The 14,883-nt window shown below is 31.5% G+C and carries 17 protein-coding genes and 1 pseudogene; 7 read left to right on the forward strand and 11 right to left on the reverse strand.

Features of this window, described 5'->3' with window-relative positions; genetic code table 11:
- Nucleotides 1–220, forward strand: a 220-nt coding sequence (locus B9T31_RS16845; RefSeq protein WP_139840942.1) for a transposase, incomplete at its 5' end; no start/stop codon positions are given.
- 384 nt (nucleotides 221–604) lie between these two features.
- Here B9T31_RS16845 and B9T31_RS16850 read toward each other — a convergent pair.
- The 3 genes from B9T31_RS16850 to B9T31_RS16860 all read right to left on the reverse strand — a co-directional run bounded on the left by B9T31_RS16850 (nucleotide 605) and on the right by B9T31_RS16860 (nucleotide 2,582).
- Nucleotides 605–1,312, reverse strand: coding sequence for an LrgB family protein (locus B9T31_RS16850; RefSeq protein ID WP_086183092.1), 708 nt, complete (start codon nucleotides 1,310–1,312; stop codon nucleotides 605–607).
- The gene (locus tag B9T31_RS16855) at nucleotides 1,309–1,689 is read right to left on the reverse strand and encodes a CidA/LrgA family protein (protein WP_086183093.1); all 381 of its coding nucleotides are present in this window, start codon (nucleotides 1,687–1,689) and stop codon (nucleotides 1,309–1,311) included. The genes B9T31_RS16850 and B9T31_RS16855 overlap by 4 nt, the downstream gene beginning before the upstream one ends.
- A gap of 71 nt (nucleotides 1,690–1,760) precedes the next feature.
- Nucleotides 1,761–2,582, reverse strand: a complete 822-nt coding sequence (locus B9T31_RS16860) for a hypothetical protein (RefSeq protein WP_086183121.1) — start codon at nucleotides 2,580–2,582, stop codon at nucleotides 1,761–1,763.
- Between the two features lie 301 nt (nucleotides 2,583–2,883).
- Between B9T31_RS16860 and B9T31_RS16865 the strand changes: the two genes are divergently transcribed.
- The 5 genes from B9T31_RS16865 (at nucleotide 2,884) to B9T31_RS17865 (ending at nucleotide 7,401) form a co-directional block, all read left to right on the forward strand.
- Nucleotides 2,884–4,356, forward strand: a complete 1,473-nt coding sequence (locus B9T31_RS16865) for a cytochrome ubiquinol oxidase subunit I (RefSeq protein WP_086183094.1) — start codon at nucleotides 2,884–2,886, stop codon at nucleotides 4,354–4,356.
- Nucleotides 4,349–5,353 (forward strand): cytochrome d ubiquinol oxidase subunit II, encoded by a 1,005-nt coding sequence (cydB, locus tag B9T31_RS16870; RefSeq protein ID WP_086183095.1) that lies wholly within the window; start codon nucleotides 4,349–4,351, stop codon nucleotides 5,351–5,353. The genes B9T31_RS16865 and cydB overlap by 8 nt, the downstream gene beginning before the upstream one ends.
- A gap of 59 nt (nucleotides 5,354–5,412) precedes the next feature.
- Nucleotides 5,413–5,517, forward strand: coding sequence for a DUF2474 domain-containing protein (locus B9T31_RS16875; RefSeq protein WP_228146081.1), 105 nt, complete (start codon nucleotides 5,413–5,415; stop codon nucleotides 5,515–5,517).
- Between the two features lie 133 nt (nucleotides 5,518–5,650).
- Nucleotides 5,651–7,066 (forward strand): PLP-dependent aminotransferase family protein, encoded by a 1,416-nt coding sequence (locus B9T31_RS16880; protein WP_086183097.1) that lies wholly within the window; start codon nucleotides 5,651–5,653, stop codon nucleotides 7,064–7,066.
- Nucleotides 7,067–7,290: 224 nt separating this feature from the next.
- Nucleotides 7,291–7,401 carry a hypothetical protein gene (locus tag B9T31_RS17865; RefSeq protein ID WP_086183098.1) on the forward strand — a complete coding sequence of 37 codons (111 nt, stop codon included), beginning with the start codon at nucleotides 7,291–7,293 and terminating at the stop codon, nucleotides 7,399–7,401.
- Between the two features lie 79 nt (nucleotides 7,402–7,480).
- Here B9T31_RS17865 and B9T31_RS16890 read toward each other — a convergent pair whose 3' ends face one another.
- The 4 genes and pseudogenes from B9T31_RS16890 to B9T31_RS16905 all read right to left on the reverse strand — a co-directional run.
- The gene (locus B9T31_RS16890; protein ID WP_086183099.1) at nucleotides 7,481–8,233 is read right to left on the reverse strand and encodes an alpha/beta fold hydrolase; all 753 of its coding nucleotides are present in this window, start codon (nucleotides 8,231–8,233) and stop codon (nucleotides 7,481–7,483) included.
- 388 nt (nucleotides 8,234–8,621) lie between these two features.
- Complete coding sequence (locus tag B9T31_RS16895) at nucleotides 8,622–9,521, reverse strand: LysR family transcriptional regulator (RefSeq protein ID WP_086183100.1); 900 nt, start codon at nucleotides 9,519–9,521, stop codon at nucleotides 8,622–8,624.
- 307 nt (nucleotides 9,522–9,828) lie between these two features.
- Complete coding sequence (locus B9T31_RS16900) at nucleotides 9,829–10,536, reverse strand: outer membrane protein (RefSeq protein WP_086183101.1); 708 nt, start codon at nucleotides 10,534–10,536, stop codon at nucleotides 9,829–9,831.
- Between the two features lie 408 nt (nucleotides 10,537–10,944).
- A pseudogene (locus B9T31_RS16905) lies at nucleotides 10,945–11,274 on the reverse strand (aminoacyl-tRNA deacylase); the annotation flags it as partial.
- Nucleotides 11,275–11,441: 167 nt separating this feature from the next.
- Here B9T31_RS16905 and B9T31_RS16910 point away from each other — a divergent pair.
- Nucleotides 11,442–12,662, forward strand: a complete 1,221-nt coding sequence (locus tag B9T31_RS16910; RefSeq protein ID WP_086183103.1) for a tyrosine-type recombinase/integrase — start codon at nucleotides 11,442–11,444, stop codon at nucleotides 12,660–12,662.
- Nucleotides 12,663–12,783: 121 nt separating this feature from the next.
- Here B9T31_RS16910 and B9T31_RS17725 read toward each other — a convergent pair whose 3' ends face one another.
- From B9T31_RS17725 to B9T31_RS16925, 4 genes are all read right to left on the reverse strand, one after another.
- Complete coding sequence (locus B9T31_RS17725) at nucleotides 12,784–12,933, reverse strand: hypothetical protein (protein WP_213033248.1); 150 nt, start codon at nucleotides 12,931–12,933, stop codon at nucleotides 12,784–12,786.
- Between the two features lie 65 nt (nucleotides 12,934–12,998).
- Complete coding sequence (locus B9T31_RS16915; protein ID WP_086183104.1) at nucleotides 12,999–13,676, reverse strand: hypothetical protein; 678 nt, start codon at nucleotides 13,674–13,676, stop codon at nucleotides 12,999–13,001.
- 192 nt (nucleotides 13,677–13,868) lie between these two features.
- The gene (locus B9T31_RS16920; RefSeq protein ID WP_086183105.1) at nucleotides 13,869–14,483 is read right to left on the reverse strand and encodes a lysozyme; all 615 of its coding nucleotides are present in this window, start codon (nucleotides 14,481–14,483) and stop codon (nucleotides 13,869–13,871) included.
- 61 nt (nucleotides 14,484–14,544) lie between these two features.
- Nucleotides 14,545–14,823 (reverse strand): holin, encoded by a 279-nt coding sequence (locus tag B9T31_RS16925; protein ID WP_086183106.1) that lies wholly within the window; start codon nucleotides 14,821–14,823, stop codon nucleotides 14,545–14,547.
- Between the last annotated feature and the right edge of the window lie 60 nt (nucleotides 14,824–14,883).

Below are 14,883 nucleotides of genomic sequence, written 5' to 3' on the forward strand. Positions count from 1 at the left end.
TGCGATTTATACAACAAATGCGATTGAATCGTTGAATAGCGTGATCCGCCATTCAACCAAGAAGCGAAAGATCTTCTCTTCTGATGATTCAGTAAAGAAAGTCATTTACTTAGCAACAACCAATGCTGCTAAGAAATGGACAATGCCAATTCAAAATTGGCGTTTAGCGATGAATTGGTTTACGATTCAGTTCGATGATCGATTAAAAGATCATTTATAAAAAATCGAACTTACACAAAATAATTTACAGGCTCTATTCCAACTAATAACATCCCTAATTAATTTCTAAATAAGGTGGAGGTAAGCATCTAAAGTTCATATTAATGTAGTTACGGATATCACCATCCCTGCTTCACTTATAGCAACTTCCCAAACTGCATGGTCTTCAGGTAATAACTCTAATTCATTACCACTCTAATATAAATTAGTTGTTTCTTAATAAACATTTTCATCTAACTATTCCATCAATTAAAAGCTCTACTTAAAGTTTGTACTATTAAAACTTTCATTGATATCCATGCTAAAGACTCACAAATATGGAAAAGCAAAGACCTCATACTCAAATTTTTACTTAAATTTAAGGCATCTCATCAATAAACCATTTTTAAATTTTTGTATAGCATAAGTATTTTATTAACAAAATTAAGCTCGGGGCAAATAAAACCATAATAACTCCTGAAATAATCATAGTCAGGCTTGCAATAACCCCCTCTAGTTCATGATGTTGTCTTGCTCTCGCAATTCCCATTGCGTGTGCACCATTTCCAAAGGCTGCACCATATGCTATTCGATTTTTATATCTCATCCACATTAAAAGTAGATCCCCTAATAACATTCCAACGAGTCCTGTAATTACAGTAAATAATGGGATTAAGTTTATAGATCCACCTAATTTCTCTGTCAAAACAAGTGCAAATGGAATGGAAATAGAACGTGATAATAAACTATTTGTCACAATATCATCAAAATCGAATATGCTTGCTAATCCCCAACTACTTAAAACACCCACTAACATTGATATACTTGAACTGATGATTAAAAGCTTATAATGTTTTTTTATAATGTCTCGATAACGGAAAACAGGAATCGCAAATGCCACCATAATAGGGCCTAACATTGCAACCAAATATTGTGTATAATAATAATAATCTACAAATTCATGTTTTAATGTGAAAATTAAAGCAATACTCAAAAGTGGTACGATAATAATTGGCGAGAAATATATTTTTTGTGTACGAATATATAATTTTTGGGCAAATAAATAACACAAGATTGTCCAAATTAAATAAAATATTCCCCAAATATTTATCATTGAAAATCATCCTCTTTTAAGAATATTTTTACAATCCAGACCGAAACCATCATAACTAACGCGGTACTAATGATAATAACAGCTAAAATTTTCCAACCACTTTGCATGAGTAACGCTTGGTACTGAATCACACCAACAACAGGAGGAATAAAGAATAATAATAAATTGCTAAGTAACATATCGCCACCATATGCTACAGATTCTAATTTTAACCATTTAACTTCAAATAAAAAAAATAGTATAAAAAAACCAAGTATTCCTGAGGCAATTGGTAATAAAAATATCTTTTGTAAAAAATATGCAAAAGCCCAAATCAACAGAATTATGATGATTTGAATAACCATTTTCTGAATTGATTGAAGCTGAGTAATTGCCATTTATATACCTTAAAAACTTAATATAATTTAACTCAAATATTATGTAATTTATTTAAAAATAAACAAATTAATTAGGGTAAAAAAGCAGCATGTGTAAGGGCTTTATTATGTTGAAGTCTAGTTTGCATATATTCCGCATAAACAGAAAGCTTTTCGTAAATATGTTCTGTATAAAACATATCTTCGACTAAATGAATCGCTTGTTCCTGACTATAACTATGATCACACCATAATAGTTTGGCATTAAGCTGAGAAAACTGTTCACATAAAGCAACATATTCATCATCTTTATTTTTAAAAACAAGTTTACGCATATTAAGTTGACTAATATCAATCATCTTATCTTGTGAATTGGTTTCAATAATATGAATTCTCACTTTAAAAAACTGTGCTAAATCATGTAATCTATCTAAATTTATATTTAAATCTGTGATTAAAAAAATCTGTGATACATCTGCCCGACATAATGCTTTAATGAGTGAAAAGTAAAGAAAATCTATATCACTCAAATCAGTTTGACTTAAATCTAAAAAAATATTTAATGCAGATAAAACTTCATCTACTTTTAAATTCTGTTTTTGTTCAACTTGATAATAGTGATTCAATATATTTAACACAGATGAAGTTGCTTTACTCTGATAAATAACAGTTTTATTTAAATTTGCCAAAATGAACGGCGCAAATAAAAAAGCAATATTCAGTTGTTTATTTTGTATTGGTGATTGCACAATATATTGAACTTTAGCCGTCGAAAACTCACGTAATACTTTTGCACGCAATAAAGTTGCTTCTAAATTGACATAATGTTGTTCAAGCAAATATTGCAGTTGTTCTGAAATTTTTTGTGTCTCTACAATTTCTGAAATTATATTTAATTTCTCTGTTATAAACACCATATCACCATCAAAATTATAATCCTTTCATAATAAGAATTTTCACCTGATTTAAAATGAATAAGTAGTGACAATAAAGCAGAAAAAAAATATAACAGAATATTCTTAATATACGTTCTGTTATATTTTTTTGTTTAACCTTTTGTACCTACTTAAGACCTAAATTATAGATCAAGATCGTATCGTTTATTTTTAAGTAGGTAGTTTTTATGAAACAATCTATAAATTCATCTCTCTATTTCATTTTGCCTCGAGATAAAAAATCAGATATTCAACATTCAGTTCATGGATGGAAAATATTATGAGTCTTGGTATAGCGGCATTAGAACTCGCTCGTATACAGTTTGCCTTTACTGTTTCTTTTCACATTATATTTCCTGCTACATCTATTGGTTTAGCCTGTTTTTTAGCTTTACTCGAATGGAAGTGGCTCCGTACTCAGCAACCTATTTACAAAGATTTATTTAAATACTGGATTAAAATTTTTGCAGTTGCTTTTGGCATGGGGGTTGTTTCCGGTGTTGTTATGAGCTACCAATTTGGCACCAATTGGAGTGAATTTTCACGTATTGCAGGTTCTGTCACTGGTCCTTTACTAACCTATGAAGTACTCAGTGCATTTTTCTTAGAAGCTGGATTCTTAGGAATTATGCTTTTTGGCTGGGGCCGCGTGAGTGCAAAAGCCCACTTCTTTGCGACATTAATGGTTGCAATTGGTACCTGTATTTCCATGTTTTGGATTTTATCATCGAATAGTTGGATGCAGACACCGCAAGGTTTTTCAATTGAAAATGGCATCATTGTACCTATTGATTGGTGGGCTATTGTCTTTAATCCATCCTTTCCTTATCGCTTTGCTCACATGGCAACTGCCGCATTTCTGGTTTCATCACTGCTGGTTGTTGGTGCATCTGCATGGCATTTATTGAAAGGACGTCGTGATGAATTAGTTAAGAAATCATTTTCGATGGGTCTTTGGATGGTTTTAATTACCTCCTGTTTACAAGTTGTTATTGGCGATCATCATGGTTTAAATACTTTACAGTACCAGCCTGCTAAATTAGCAGCCATTGAAGGACATTGGAGTACGAATCATGACCATGGTATGCCATTATTATTATTTGCACTGCCAGATATGAAAGATGAACGTAATTATCTCGAAGTGGGTATCCCTAATCTTGGAAGCTTAATTCTAACACATAGCATGGATGGTCAAGTTACTGGATTAAAAGACTTCGCACGAGAAGACCGTCCATATGTACCCATTGTTTTTTGGAGCTTTCGCGTCATGGTTGGCTTAGGCATACTCATGGTACTTCTTTCACTGACAGCATTATGGCTACGTAAAAAACATCGATTATATGAATCATCATGGTTTCATAAATTTGCCATGTTGATGGGACCAACGGGTTATATTGCGCTACTGGCTGGTTGGGTAACCACCGAAGTGGGTCGTCAACCTTGGGTGGTCTATGGTGTCATGCGAACTCAAGATGGACTATCCCATACCGTTAGTGCAAATCAAGTGGGTTTAAGCTTAATTATTTTTGTTTTGGTCTATATTCTGGTATTTGGCAGTGGAATTTACTACATGCTGAAATTAATTAAAACTGGACCAATATTCTTAGAAAATGTAATGCATGAAAAAGTTGGACCTGGACATTTTAAAACACCTTTACGCCCACTTAGTGCGCTAGACGATGAGTTTGATGCCCTAGAGCAACCGCAGAAAATATCAGAGATCAATCAAAATAAGGAGAAGCAGCATGATTGATTTAGTGCTTATTTGGATTGGTATCATAGGTTTAGGTGTCCTGATTTATGTCATTTTAGATGGTTTTGATTTAGGCATTGGAATTCTTTTTCCTTTCATTCCAGATCAACATGAACGCGATGTCATGATGAATACCGTCGCACCTGTTTGGGATGGCAATGAAACATGGATGGTATTAGGCGGTGCAGGTTTATATGCAGCATTTCCGTTGGTCTACTCTACCGTATTATCCGCTCTATATTTACCCATCACATTCATGGTCATTGCCCTCATTTTTCGCGGTGTTGCATTCGAGTTTCGATTTAAAGCAAAGCGGACCAAATATTTATGGGATTATGCTTTTATATGGGGCTCAATATTCGCTAGCTTCTTTCAAGGTTTAATTTTAGGTGCTTATATTCAGGGTATTGAAACAACACATGGCATTTACAGTGGTCACACATGGGACTGGTTGACACCATTCTCAATATTTTCAGGCTTAGGGGTGGTGATTATGTATGCGACTTTAGGTTGTGGTTGGTTAATTCTAAAAACTGAATCCAATCTACAATCATTTATGTACAAGCTCATGCCTAAACTCTTAGTCACATTAATTCTTATTTTTTTAGGTGTAAGTTTATATACTCCACTCACTCACCCCGAAATTGCTTTACGCTGGTTCTCATTACCTCATTTAATTTATTTCAGCCCTGTCCCACTTTTGGTCATTATGTTTTCTATCCTGATTTTAAATGCTTGCAAACATAAAAATGACATTAAACCCTTTATTTATAGTTTAGCACTGGTCTTTTTAGCATTTACAGGATTTATCATCAGTTTATGGCCGAATATCATTCCACCTTCAGTCAGCATTTGGCAAGCGGCAGCACCTGAATCAAGTTTAAAATTCACCGTAGTTGGTGCACTAATTTTAATTCCAATTATTATCATTTATACCTTTTTATCATATTGGGTTTTTCGTGACAAAGTCCGAATTGGTGATGAGGGCTATCATTGAAAAGTAATCATATATCTTAGGGCGATGGCATATCTCTTATGAATCGATTGATTTTTAAAATGAATTCTACACTTTGGTTTATTGCTTTATGGTTATTCGGTTTTATTGGTTTAGCTATTATTGCAGGCATATTTCGACTAATGCTGTATTTTGCCTACCCATAAGTTACACTATTCATCATTCAATTAAATTTTAACTTTAAAGTGATTGTTATCCTTTAAATATGTAAAAAATAAAACTATGGATCGATACTTACGATCTATAGTTCCTTTGCGAATTAATTTGAGCAATATTTCTATGTATAAATCAGAACAGCTCGCGCTCAGCCTTAAACATCTTATTGAAAGTGGTGTATGGAAACCGAATGAAAAGTTACCATCTCTGCGCCAACAAGCTGAGACATCAGGATTTAGTTTAATCACCGTAATGAATGCATATCAAGAATTAGAAGCTCAAGGATTAATTTATTCTAAAGAAAAGCTGGGCTATTATATTGCAGAAGATCCCAATACCTTAAATATATCAAAAACTGTTATTCTGAATGAAAAAATAGAAATTAACTCGACAGTTTTTCGTTATTTGAAATCGATTCAATCTGAACAAATCATCCCTTTTGGCATCGCTTTCCCTAATAGTCAATTGCTCTATTCTCCCAAATTAATTCAAACCTTAGCGCAGCGTGCAAAATATCGTTTAAGTTATGAGCAAATGCCGAGCCTCCCTCCAGGAAATTTTGAACTGAGAAAGCTTATTGCGCAGCGTTACTGTATGCAAGGAATTCCAACAGACCCATCTGACATTGTGATTACTTCAGGCGGTTTAGATGCACTCAATTTATCATTGCAAACGCTAACAAAACCTGGTGATTATATTCTTTTACAAGAAACTATTTTTTATGGTGCATGGCAGGCAGCAGAACACTTAGGCTTAAAAGTAATTACAATTCCAGAGCATCCTGAATATGGTTTAGATATCGCTGCATTTAAAAATGCGATACGAAGTTACCCCATTAAAGTCTGTTTATTCATGTTAAATAGCCACAATCCAATTGGATTTACTGTCAGCGATGAACTTAAGTTAGAATTGGCAAAGCTACTACACGAACATCAAATTTATTTGATTGAAGATGATGTTTATGAAGAATTATATTTTGACCATAAAAAACCATTATCAATGAAATATTTTGATCAACAAAATTTAGTTCTTCATTGTTCATCATTTTCCAAAACGTTAGGTGCTGGCTTTCGTGTCGGCTGGGTTTACGCAGGAAAATATTCAGAAAATATTCAACATTTACAACTCATGAGCACACTATCGGTTAATTCATTTATTCAAAATGCACTGGCAGATTATCTTTCACACCGACATTATGAAAAACATCTCAAAACCTTACGCAACACGTTAAAACGTTTAAAACTTCAATATTATCATTATTTAATCAAACATTTACCAGATCACTGCAAAGTTCATTACTACCCATCTGGTTATTTTCTTTGGATCAGTCTTGCTAAACATATCGATGGTAATCAAATTTATCATCAAATGTTAAAACAAAATATAAGCATTGCACCAGGCGGATTATTCTATCGATCTGAAAAAATCCCTCATCATATTCGAATTAATTGCTCTTTTGAATTAAGTGAATCTTATCAACATGCATTAGAAAATTTAATTGAGTGTATTCACCAAGCGAATGTGCACCAAAAAAAATAGTATATATTTGATTAATATTGATAAAACATATAAAAACCCTGCTTTTTCTCTCAATATAAGTTTAAAATCATCGGTTTTTCTATTTTAATTCTATATTATTAAAATATAACAGAGCTTATAAATATAATCATCTGTTATATTTATTTAAGATTCTTTTGTACCTATCATCTGTTTAAGAATACTCAGATAATAGTGATATGTTAAATTTATCCGTAGGAGTGAAGATGAGTTATTTTAAAACGAAAAATAAAGCCAGTTTTGTCTTCATGATTATAACCCTTTATTCATTTATTGGATTTGGGCTCGGCTATATCATTTGGGAATATTTACTCTAAGCTGTTCCGATTTTAATATTTCTCTCAAATAAAAATCTATTCTTCTTGAATAGATTTTTATTTTAAGTTTTAGTGTAAATTACTTTATAAATTCCTTAATTTTTAAAACGACTTCCGTCGTTTTTTCAGCATGTAACCAATGCCCTGCTTGATCAATCGTAACGAGCTCTGCATTTGAAAATTGTGCTGCAATTGAATCAATATGAGCGTCTGTAGAAATATAAGGTGAGTAACCACCTCGAATAAATAATGTTGCAGTATTGGTAAAAATTTTATTCCAAGACAAGATTTTTGAATAATTTTGATAAATTGCTTCTACATTAAATAGCCATTTACCTTTGTAAAATGATTTCAATAAGAATTGAATGACCGTATCTTCCTGAATATAATCTTTCATTATAGAAATCGCCTGTGAGCGTGTTTCAATATGTGCATGCTGCACTGCAAAAAGTGCTTTAAAAATATGAGTGTGATGACTATCTAAATATTCAAAAGGTGACATATCTAAAATAATTAATTTTTCTAGGCGGTTATGTGAAATCTCACTGAGTTTCATTGCAATTTTCCCCCCCATAGAATGACCAATTACAATGAAATTTTTAATATTTAAAGAATCAATCGTATCCAAAATATCTTGTGCCATTAATTCATAATTCATTTCTGAAGAATGAGCAGACTTTCCATGATTACGAACATCTATTTGTAATGTACTATGCGATTCGGTAAATGCACGTGCCAACATACCAAGATTACTCAAGCTACCAAAAAGTCCATGTATAAAAACAATAGGAGTTGTTTGATTTATTTCGTGATATTCATAGTGTAGTATCATGGATTTACCTAATAGTGTTATTGGGTTCTAAATTAAAATTATACTTAGGCTATTTTAGCCAATAAATTTAATCTTTGCGGTTTATTCTATATGATTTTATTCTTGAATAAAAAATACTTAGGCTATTTTTATGTTTATACTCATCCATTGAAAATATTAGCATTATCACAGATCAAATCATTATTTAATTAATCTAATCTATTTTTAATTTTATTTGGTATCACCACGGGAATTTTTGAGACACTGCTATTCTATTCTTTCAATTTACTTCACTTAGCTTAAATTTCTTTCTCATTCCTCAAATTCAATAATAATATTTTCTCTATTTCATCTAAACAGTATAATTTCTGTAAAAAGAATATTTAGAGATGATTCCTCTCCGCTTATTTTAGGTATTAATTTGATAAAAATATAATATTTCTTGTACACATGCCTCAATAATAGCATCATGTTCTTTTTTCCAAATTAATTTGACTTCTGATTGCGCATTTTTGTCATTGATCGGAATGAGTTTAACATTTTCTGGTAGAATGGCTGAAAATTCTTCTGGTACAATACAAACCCCTAAACCATTCGATACTAAATTCAATTGAGATAGTTTTCTAGATGAAATTTTAGACTTTTTTTGAAAAAAACCATTTGCTATACAAAGGTTAGATGCTAAATAACTCAAGCCACCACGATTCAAATGAGGAGTAGAAACAAAAAAGCTATCCTTTAAATCTGAAATATTTAAGATTATTTTATCTAAAAAATATGAATCAGCAGTAGAAACTGCTACATATAATGATGTTTTATATAAGGTTATTGAATTTACTTCATCCAATGTATGATAAACAGGTGATCTAATAAAACCAAAATCAATATCTCCACTAAGCACTGCCTCAATTTGAGCTTCAGAAGATAATGTATTAATTTCGATATTGATTTTAGACTTTTCACATAATTGATCTAAAAGATGTAATTTTCGATCATCTAAAATAATACTACTCGAATGAGCAACTTTAACTATTCTATCTTCCCCTCGACTAATACGTTTTGCCAATTCAATTGAATGTTGAAAATTTTCAAGGTGACTTTTAACACTTTTATACAATGAAGTCCCAGCAGCTGTTAACTTTATTCGTTTCTCTGTTCGGTCAAAAATATCAAAGCCTAGCTCTTCTTCTAAATTTTTTATTTGTCTACTTAATGCTGATTGAGCAATAAATAGTTTTTCAGATGCAGCAATAAAGCTGCCTTCTTCAACTATTTTAATTAAATAATTACATTGTTTAAATGTTAACATATCTCAAAATTAGATAGGTACTAGATTTTTCTATATTAGATTAGATTTTAAATTTCTTATATCTTTTCTTTAACAATTTTATATATGTTGAAGTAAAAATGATGATTCAGCGAAAAATTATTTTATTTATCATGATAATTCTTATATGCTTATTAGCACAATATTATGATAAATATACTCAAAGAACTTCCAAAATAACAACGGTTACAACAAATCAATCAATAGATTAAATATACAGCATATAAACTCCTTAGCAAATATACTGGAGTTTATATGTGATAGATATCAACACAAGTAAAATAGTTTTTTAGAAATTATAACGTACACCTAATAAATATTCGTTAGCATTTAAATCAACCTTGGTTTTAATGAGTTTATTATCAAGAGTATTTTTAAACTCAAATTTACCAGAATCAACATAACGGTAACTCAAATCTAAGGCTACTTTTTTTGTGACTTCATAGGCAATGCCCGCTGTAGCTGACCAAGTAAAATGATTATCGGAATTTGCTTCTGAATTTGACTTTACTCCCATAAAAAATAAACGTTGTTCATTCTTAATTCTTGTTACCCCAACTCCCATACCGATGTATGGCGTCAATTTTGATTGATTTTTAAAATCATAATAACTATTTAACATTAACGAATGGCTACTTAATTCATTTAAAAATAATGACTTAAAATTTTCCGTAGCAACTCCACCAATATCTAAATCTGTAATCGTAGAAATATTCGGGTTAAAAGTAGTACTTCCTTTATAAGAATATTCTAATTCAGTTCTAAGATTCACTGGGCTAAGTGAACTAAAATCATATCCCACAGCAACCGAAATTGTTGGATAAATTGATTTACTTTGTTTGTCATTATTAAATAGTCTTGAAACAATTTCATCTGTACTATTCTTATACGTAGTGTCACTTACGCCCGCCTTTAATGAAGTATAAATACCGTTATCTGCATATGCCAGACTTGTAAATGAAATCACTACTGCTGTAGTAATAAAAAACTTCGTCATAAGAAGACTTCCTTTTAATCGTAATTTAAATAATATTTAGAATAATTTAATTTATGTGAATTATTAAACATTCATGTAAAATTATGTTATATAATTAACATAATTTAATCGTATTATTTTTGTTGCTTTTTATTTGATTTTTATATTTATCAATATATAGCTCATTTGAATTGTTTGTCTCCTTTTATTAGATCTAATCTGAAAATTAATATTTGATAGAATTTTATTCTTATTTCATTACTCAGCTTTATCGCAAACTAAACCTATGTTTAGCATAATTTAAACTGGACTAATGCTCATAATTTTCTCTTATTTATAATTTCAAATTCCTAACTAAAAGCGATCTAATTTACATCAATTTATTTTGGATAATGGCTAAAAAATCAAATTTCCTTTTTAAAATTTTAGTTATATATCATCGATAATATCAGCAAATTTAACACCAAATAACTTAGCTAAATCGAGCGGATTTAAACCAACATCCAATCCACGTTTTCCACCACTTACATATACCTTTTCAAGTGATTCTGCACTAATACAAATTACTGTTTTTAATCTCTTTTTTTGACCAATTGGACTAATCCCACCTACTAAATACCCTGTTAAGCGTTCTGCAATTTTGGGGTCTGCCATATGTAATTTTTTACATCCAAATACTTGTGCAACTTTCTTTAAACTTAGTTGATGATTCACTGGTAAAACTGCGATATAATAATTTTTATCATCCGAAAACATTATTTTTAAAATCTTTACAAATCTAAAAAAATTTAAAAACACACATAATATTTTAAATCAATGCCTTATCAAATTAAAACAAATATAAGCAGATTGTGCAAAATCATTATTTGTGAGTACAATTGTGAGTATCCCCCAATTAGTCATTATTTTATTAAGATTACTCACATATGTTGACCGATACCAAAATTAAAAGCCTTAAACCTCGTGATAAGGCTTATAGGGTAGCTGATCACAATGGACTTTGCATTGAGGTTCGACCTAGCGGAACTAAATTATGGCGTTACCGTTACCGGTTTAATAATAAAGCCTCAATGTTAAGTCTTGGTGAATACCCTATTGTGGGTTTAGCTGATGCTCGTAAAGCTCGTGATCAAGCAAGACTTCTTCTCGATAATAGTATTAATCCATCTCAAAATCGGAAGCAAGAAAAAATTGAAGCTCAACATTTAAGTGCAAATACATTTGAGTTGGTTGCTAATGAATATATTACGGAAATCTTGATTGATAGATCAAGCGGGTATATTAGCAAATTTAAAAAAGCTTTAGAGTTTGATGTTTTCCCTGTTATTGGCGATAAAAATGTAAAAGATATAACTTCTGCTGATATTCTGCATATTATTAGATCCACAGTTAAACGCGTTAGAGAAACTGGGAAAAGAGGAAGCGGAGAAGTTACTGCATTAAATAACCAGAAATTCATTGGTGCTGTGATGCGTTATGCAATCGCAACACTAAGGGCTGATAATGACCCAACATATGCTGTACGAGGTGCTATTGCTCGCCCAGAAATTGAACATGCAAGACCATTAACAATACAAGAGCAAAAACTTTTTAGATCTGGTTTAGATACGTTTAAAGGCTCTAATACTGTTAGAAATGCACTACTAACCATGGCTTACACGATGTTGCGCTCGATTGAGATTCGTCGTATGAAATGGAGTTATGTTGATTTTGGTCTAAAAATCATTAATTTCCCAATTTCAACCAGAAGTAACAATCAAGAGAGAACAACCAAGAAAAATCGATTACACTTAGTGCCAATGTCTAATCAGTTATTTGATTTATTAAAAATACAATTTATAGAATCTGGCAATAAAGAGTATGTATTTCCTAGTGTTTATGGTCACAATGATGGAGTGATTGGCAATTCAACATTAAATGTTGCTCTTAAAAATATGGGACTTAATACAGTTACGGCTCATGATTTTAGAGCTACAGCGTCAACAATCTTAAATGAGAAAGATTTTGATGAAGATTGGATTGAGAAACAATTAGCTCATGCGGATCAAAACAAAACAAGAGCATCATACAATCATGCGAAATATATGGAACAGCGCAGAGATATGTTGCAACAATGGGCTGATATTGTGGATGGATGGAAAGAGTGAGTTTTCACAGCACAAAAAATACTCCAAACCGTCCGCCAAGAAAATTGCAAAACTGCATATTTTAAAAGCGGAAACTTCTATTTTGGAGTTACAATGTTAATTTGAGTTAAATTAACGAATTTTATTCAACTGATTTTGCTACAGCAAAGCTATCTTCGAACATCCGAAAGCGTGTAATTTCCGAATTTTCAACAGTAAAGTCGAAACAGAATTCTGTTTCAATTAATTTTCCTGTACGAATAACACGAGAAGCAAGAGTACGCTGAACCATAGAATGGCTTGGATTAAAATATCAATAATCATATTAAAGTGTAGAAATGATAGGTTTGTCTATTTCTATTCCTCTAAGAGTTGATTCAAGTTATCATTTAGCTGATCCATAAAATAAGAAAACGCATCAAAACATTCATTGATAATATTTTGTGCATTTAGCCTATCTTGATCCGAAAAAGTATATTTTTCAAATAGATTTTCATCTTCAGTAATTGTATGACCAGTTTCGTGACTTAAATGAAGTTGCCCACAAAATTTTAATGGTGGGTTTAGAGTATGCGTAATATTTTTTAATACTTTAAAAGTCACATTTCCAGTTGCTTCCATTACTTCGATAACAATATATCTTATTATTGCTGATTGATTACTTAGTAATGAAATTAACTTATAACTTAGCTCCCTACTTGGTGCTAATTTTTCTGACCAAAGAAATTCTAATGTTTGAGTAATGCTTTGATTTTTGTCTAAACCTAGAGCTTTTAAGTCATCGATATACCATGGCCAATGATGTGCATCTTCTTCTGCATGAGTATTAATAATTTTTTCATATTGATCTTTGGGAGATCTAAAAGGAATTACATATTTATTTATATCTCCAAAACTCATAATAAAATGTGCTAGATAAGGTAAAAATTCCAACTTTTTACTTAATTCAATTTGAGGGTCATATAGTTTCTGAAAAAAATGATGTTCACTGAATAATTTTTTTTTATCATTAATATAAAGTTCTAGATTATGCATATTAATTCCCTTATACGATTTCTAATGAAAATAGCTAAAATTAAACACTATCATAATTAGACTATTTTATAAGTTATTTTTCACTCATTTTCATGTTGAGCCATGACTTAAATCATTACCTGTATAGCTCTTCTCTATAGCTTTTAATCAATAAAGCCCTCACTTAAGGGCTTTCCCATTTTAATAGAAATATCACGTTAAAAATAATTCCTTCTCTTTAGCACGGCGATTCACTAAGCCCTGTAATCGCTTGCCCCCTGCATTGACCCAACGATCAAAGTTATCTGCTGCTGCTTTGAAATCACCTGCATTTAATTTCGTTAATAAAGTACTACTCTTAAATGCAGTCTCGCCAATATTGTAAACAAGGGAAGCTAAAGCATCGAATTGGTTTTGTGTCACAACAATCGTAATGTACTTATCTAAACACGCATCAACCCAAAGACAATCAAGCTTTAACCATTGTTCCGCTTGTTCCTTAGTACATGTATCTCCTTTTTTAACAGGTTTCCCATTAATTTTGATTGTGCCAAAACCAATGGTCCAAATACCTGCCGAATCTAAGTATGCGTTTGCTCGGAAGCCTTCAAACTCGCGAATAAGCGCATAGCCTTTTTCTGAAATATCACGTAAGCCTGTGACAGTAGTATTTAGCTTAAAGCCTATTAGGTTAAAAAATACTTCAAGCCCATTTACAGCAATAATTACATCACCTGCATCTACTTGCGCTTGTGTTAATTTTCCACCAGACATTGCACGAAGCCATGAATATGCCTGGGCAATTTGTTGTGATTGATCAATACTCATTTTACTTTCCTTTTGATATAAAAAAGCCGCCAATTGGCGGCATTGATAAGATTAGTGGTGATTACCCTCCCCATTTTTTACTATGTTTCTTTAAATATTCTTCAATATATGTTGATCCTAAAATTCCAAGCGCACTTGCAATTCCAATTAAAGCCAATGGTGAGATATCTGGAATTTGAAGTAACACTAGACCTGCAACAAGCGAAGAGGCTGAGCCTAAAATAGTTCGACCTATTAACACTCGAAACGTGATTTTTTCATCTGAAACAAGAAGCTTGCTCATACCAATCAACCCTCCAATAATGATTAATGTGATGATTGTTTTACCGTGATCTTCCATACACTTTCCTAATTTTGGTAATAAAAAACCCCGAACAATGTCGGGGTGTGGTGTGGATTT

Source organism: Acinetobacter sp. ANC 4558, assembly GCF_002135375.1.
Lineage (GTDB): Bacteria > Pseudomonadota > Gammaproteobacteria > Pseudomonadales > Moraxellaceae > Acinetobacter.

Coding starts and splice junctions, on each gene's coding strand:
- B9T31_RS16850 (WP_086183092.1), bottom strand. CDS start 1,312: ATGATAAATATTTGGGGAATATTTTATTTAATTTGGACAATCTTGTGT.
- B9T31_RS16855 (WP_086183093.1), bottom strand. CDS start 1,689: ATGGCAATTACTCAGCTTCAATCAATTCAGAAAATGGTTATTCAAATC.
- B9T31_RS16865 (WP_086183094.1), top strand. CDS start 2,884: ATGAGTCTTGGTATAGCGGCATTAGAACTCGCTCGTATACAGTTTGCC.
- cydB (WP_086183095.1), top strand. CDS start 4,349: ATGATTGATTTAGTGCTTATTTGGATTGGTATCATAGGTTTAGGTGTC.
- B9T31_RS16875 (WP_228146081.1), top strand. CDS start 5,413: ATGAATTCTACACTTTGGTTTATTGCTTTATGGTTATTCGGTTTTATT.
- B9T31_RS16880 (WP_086183097.1), top strand. CDS start 5,651: ATGTATAAATCAGAACAGCTCGCGCTCAGCCTTAAACATCTTATTGAA.
- B9T31_RS17865 (WP_086183098.1), top strand. CDS start 7,291: ATGAGTTATTTTAAAACGAAAAATAAAGCCAGTTTTGTCTTCATGATT.
- B9T31_RS16890 (WP_086183099.1), bottom strand. CDS start 8,233: ATGATACTACACTATGAATATCACGAAATAAATCAAACAACTCCTATT.
- B9T31_RS16895 (WP_086183100.1), bottom strand. CDS start 9,521: ATGTTAACATTTAAACAATGTAATTATTTAATTAAAATAGTTGAAGAA.
- B9T31_RS16900 (WP_086183101.1), bottom strand. CDS start 10,536: ATGACGAAGTTTTTTATTACTACAGCAGTAGTGATTTCATTTACAAGT.
- B9T31_RS16910 (WP_086183103.1), top strand. CDS start 11,442: ATGTTGACCGATACCAAAATTAAAAGCCTTAAACCTCGTGATAAGGCT.
- B9T31_RS17725 (WP_213033248.1), bottom strand. CDS start 12,933: ATGGTTCAGCGTACTCTTGCTTCTCGTGTTATTCGTACAGGAAAATTA.
- B9T31_RS16915 (WP_086183104.1), bottom strand. CDS start 13,676: ATGCATAATCTAGAACTTTATATTAATGATAAAAAAAAATTATTCAGT.
- B9T31_RS16920 (WP_086183105.1), bottom strand. CDS start 14,483: ATGAGTATTGATCAATCACAACAAATTGCCCAGGCATATTCATGGCTT.
- B9T31_RS16925 (WP_086183106.1), bottom strand. CDS start 14,823: ATGGAAGATCACGGTAAAACAATCATCACATTAATCATTATTGGAGGG.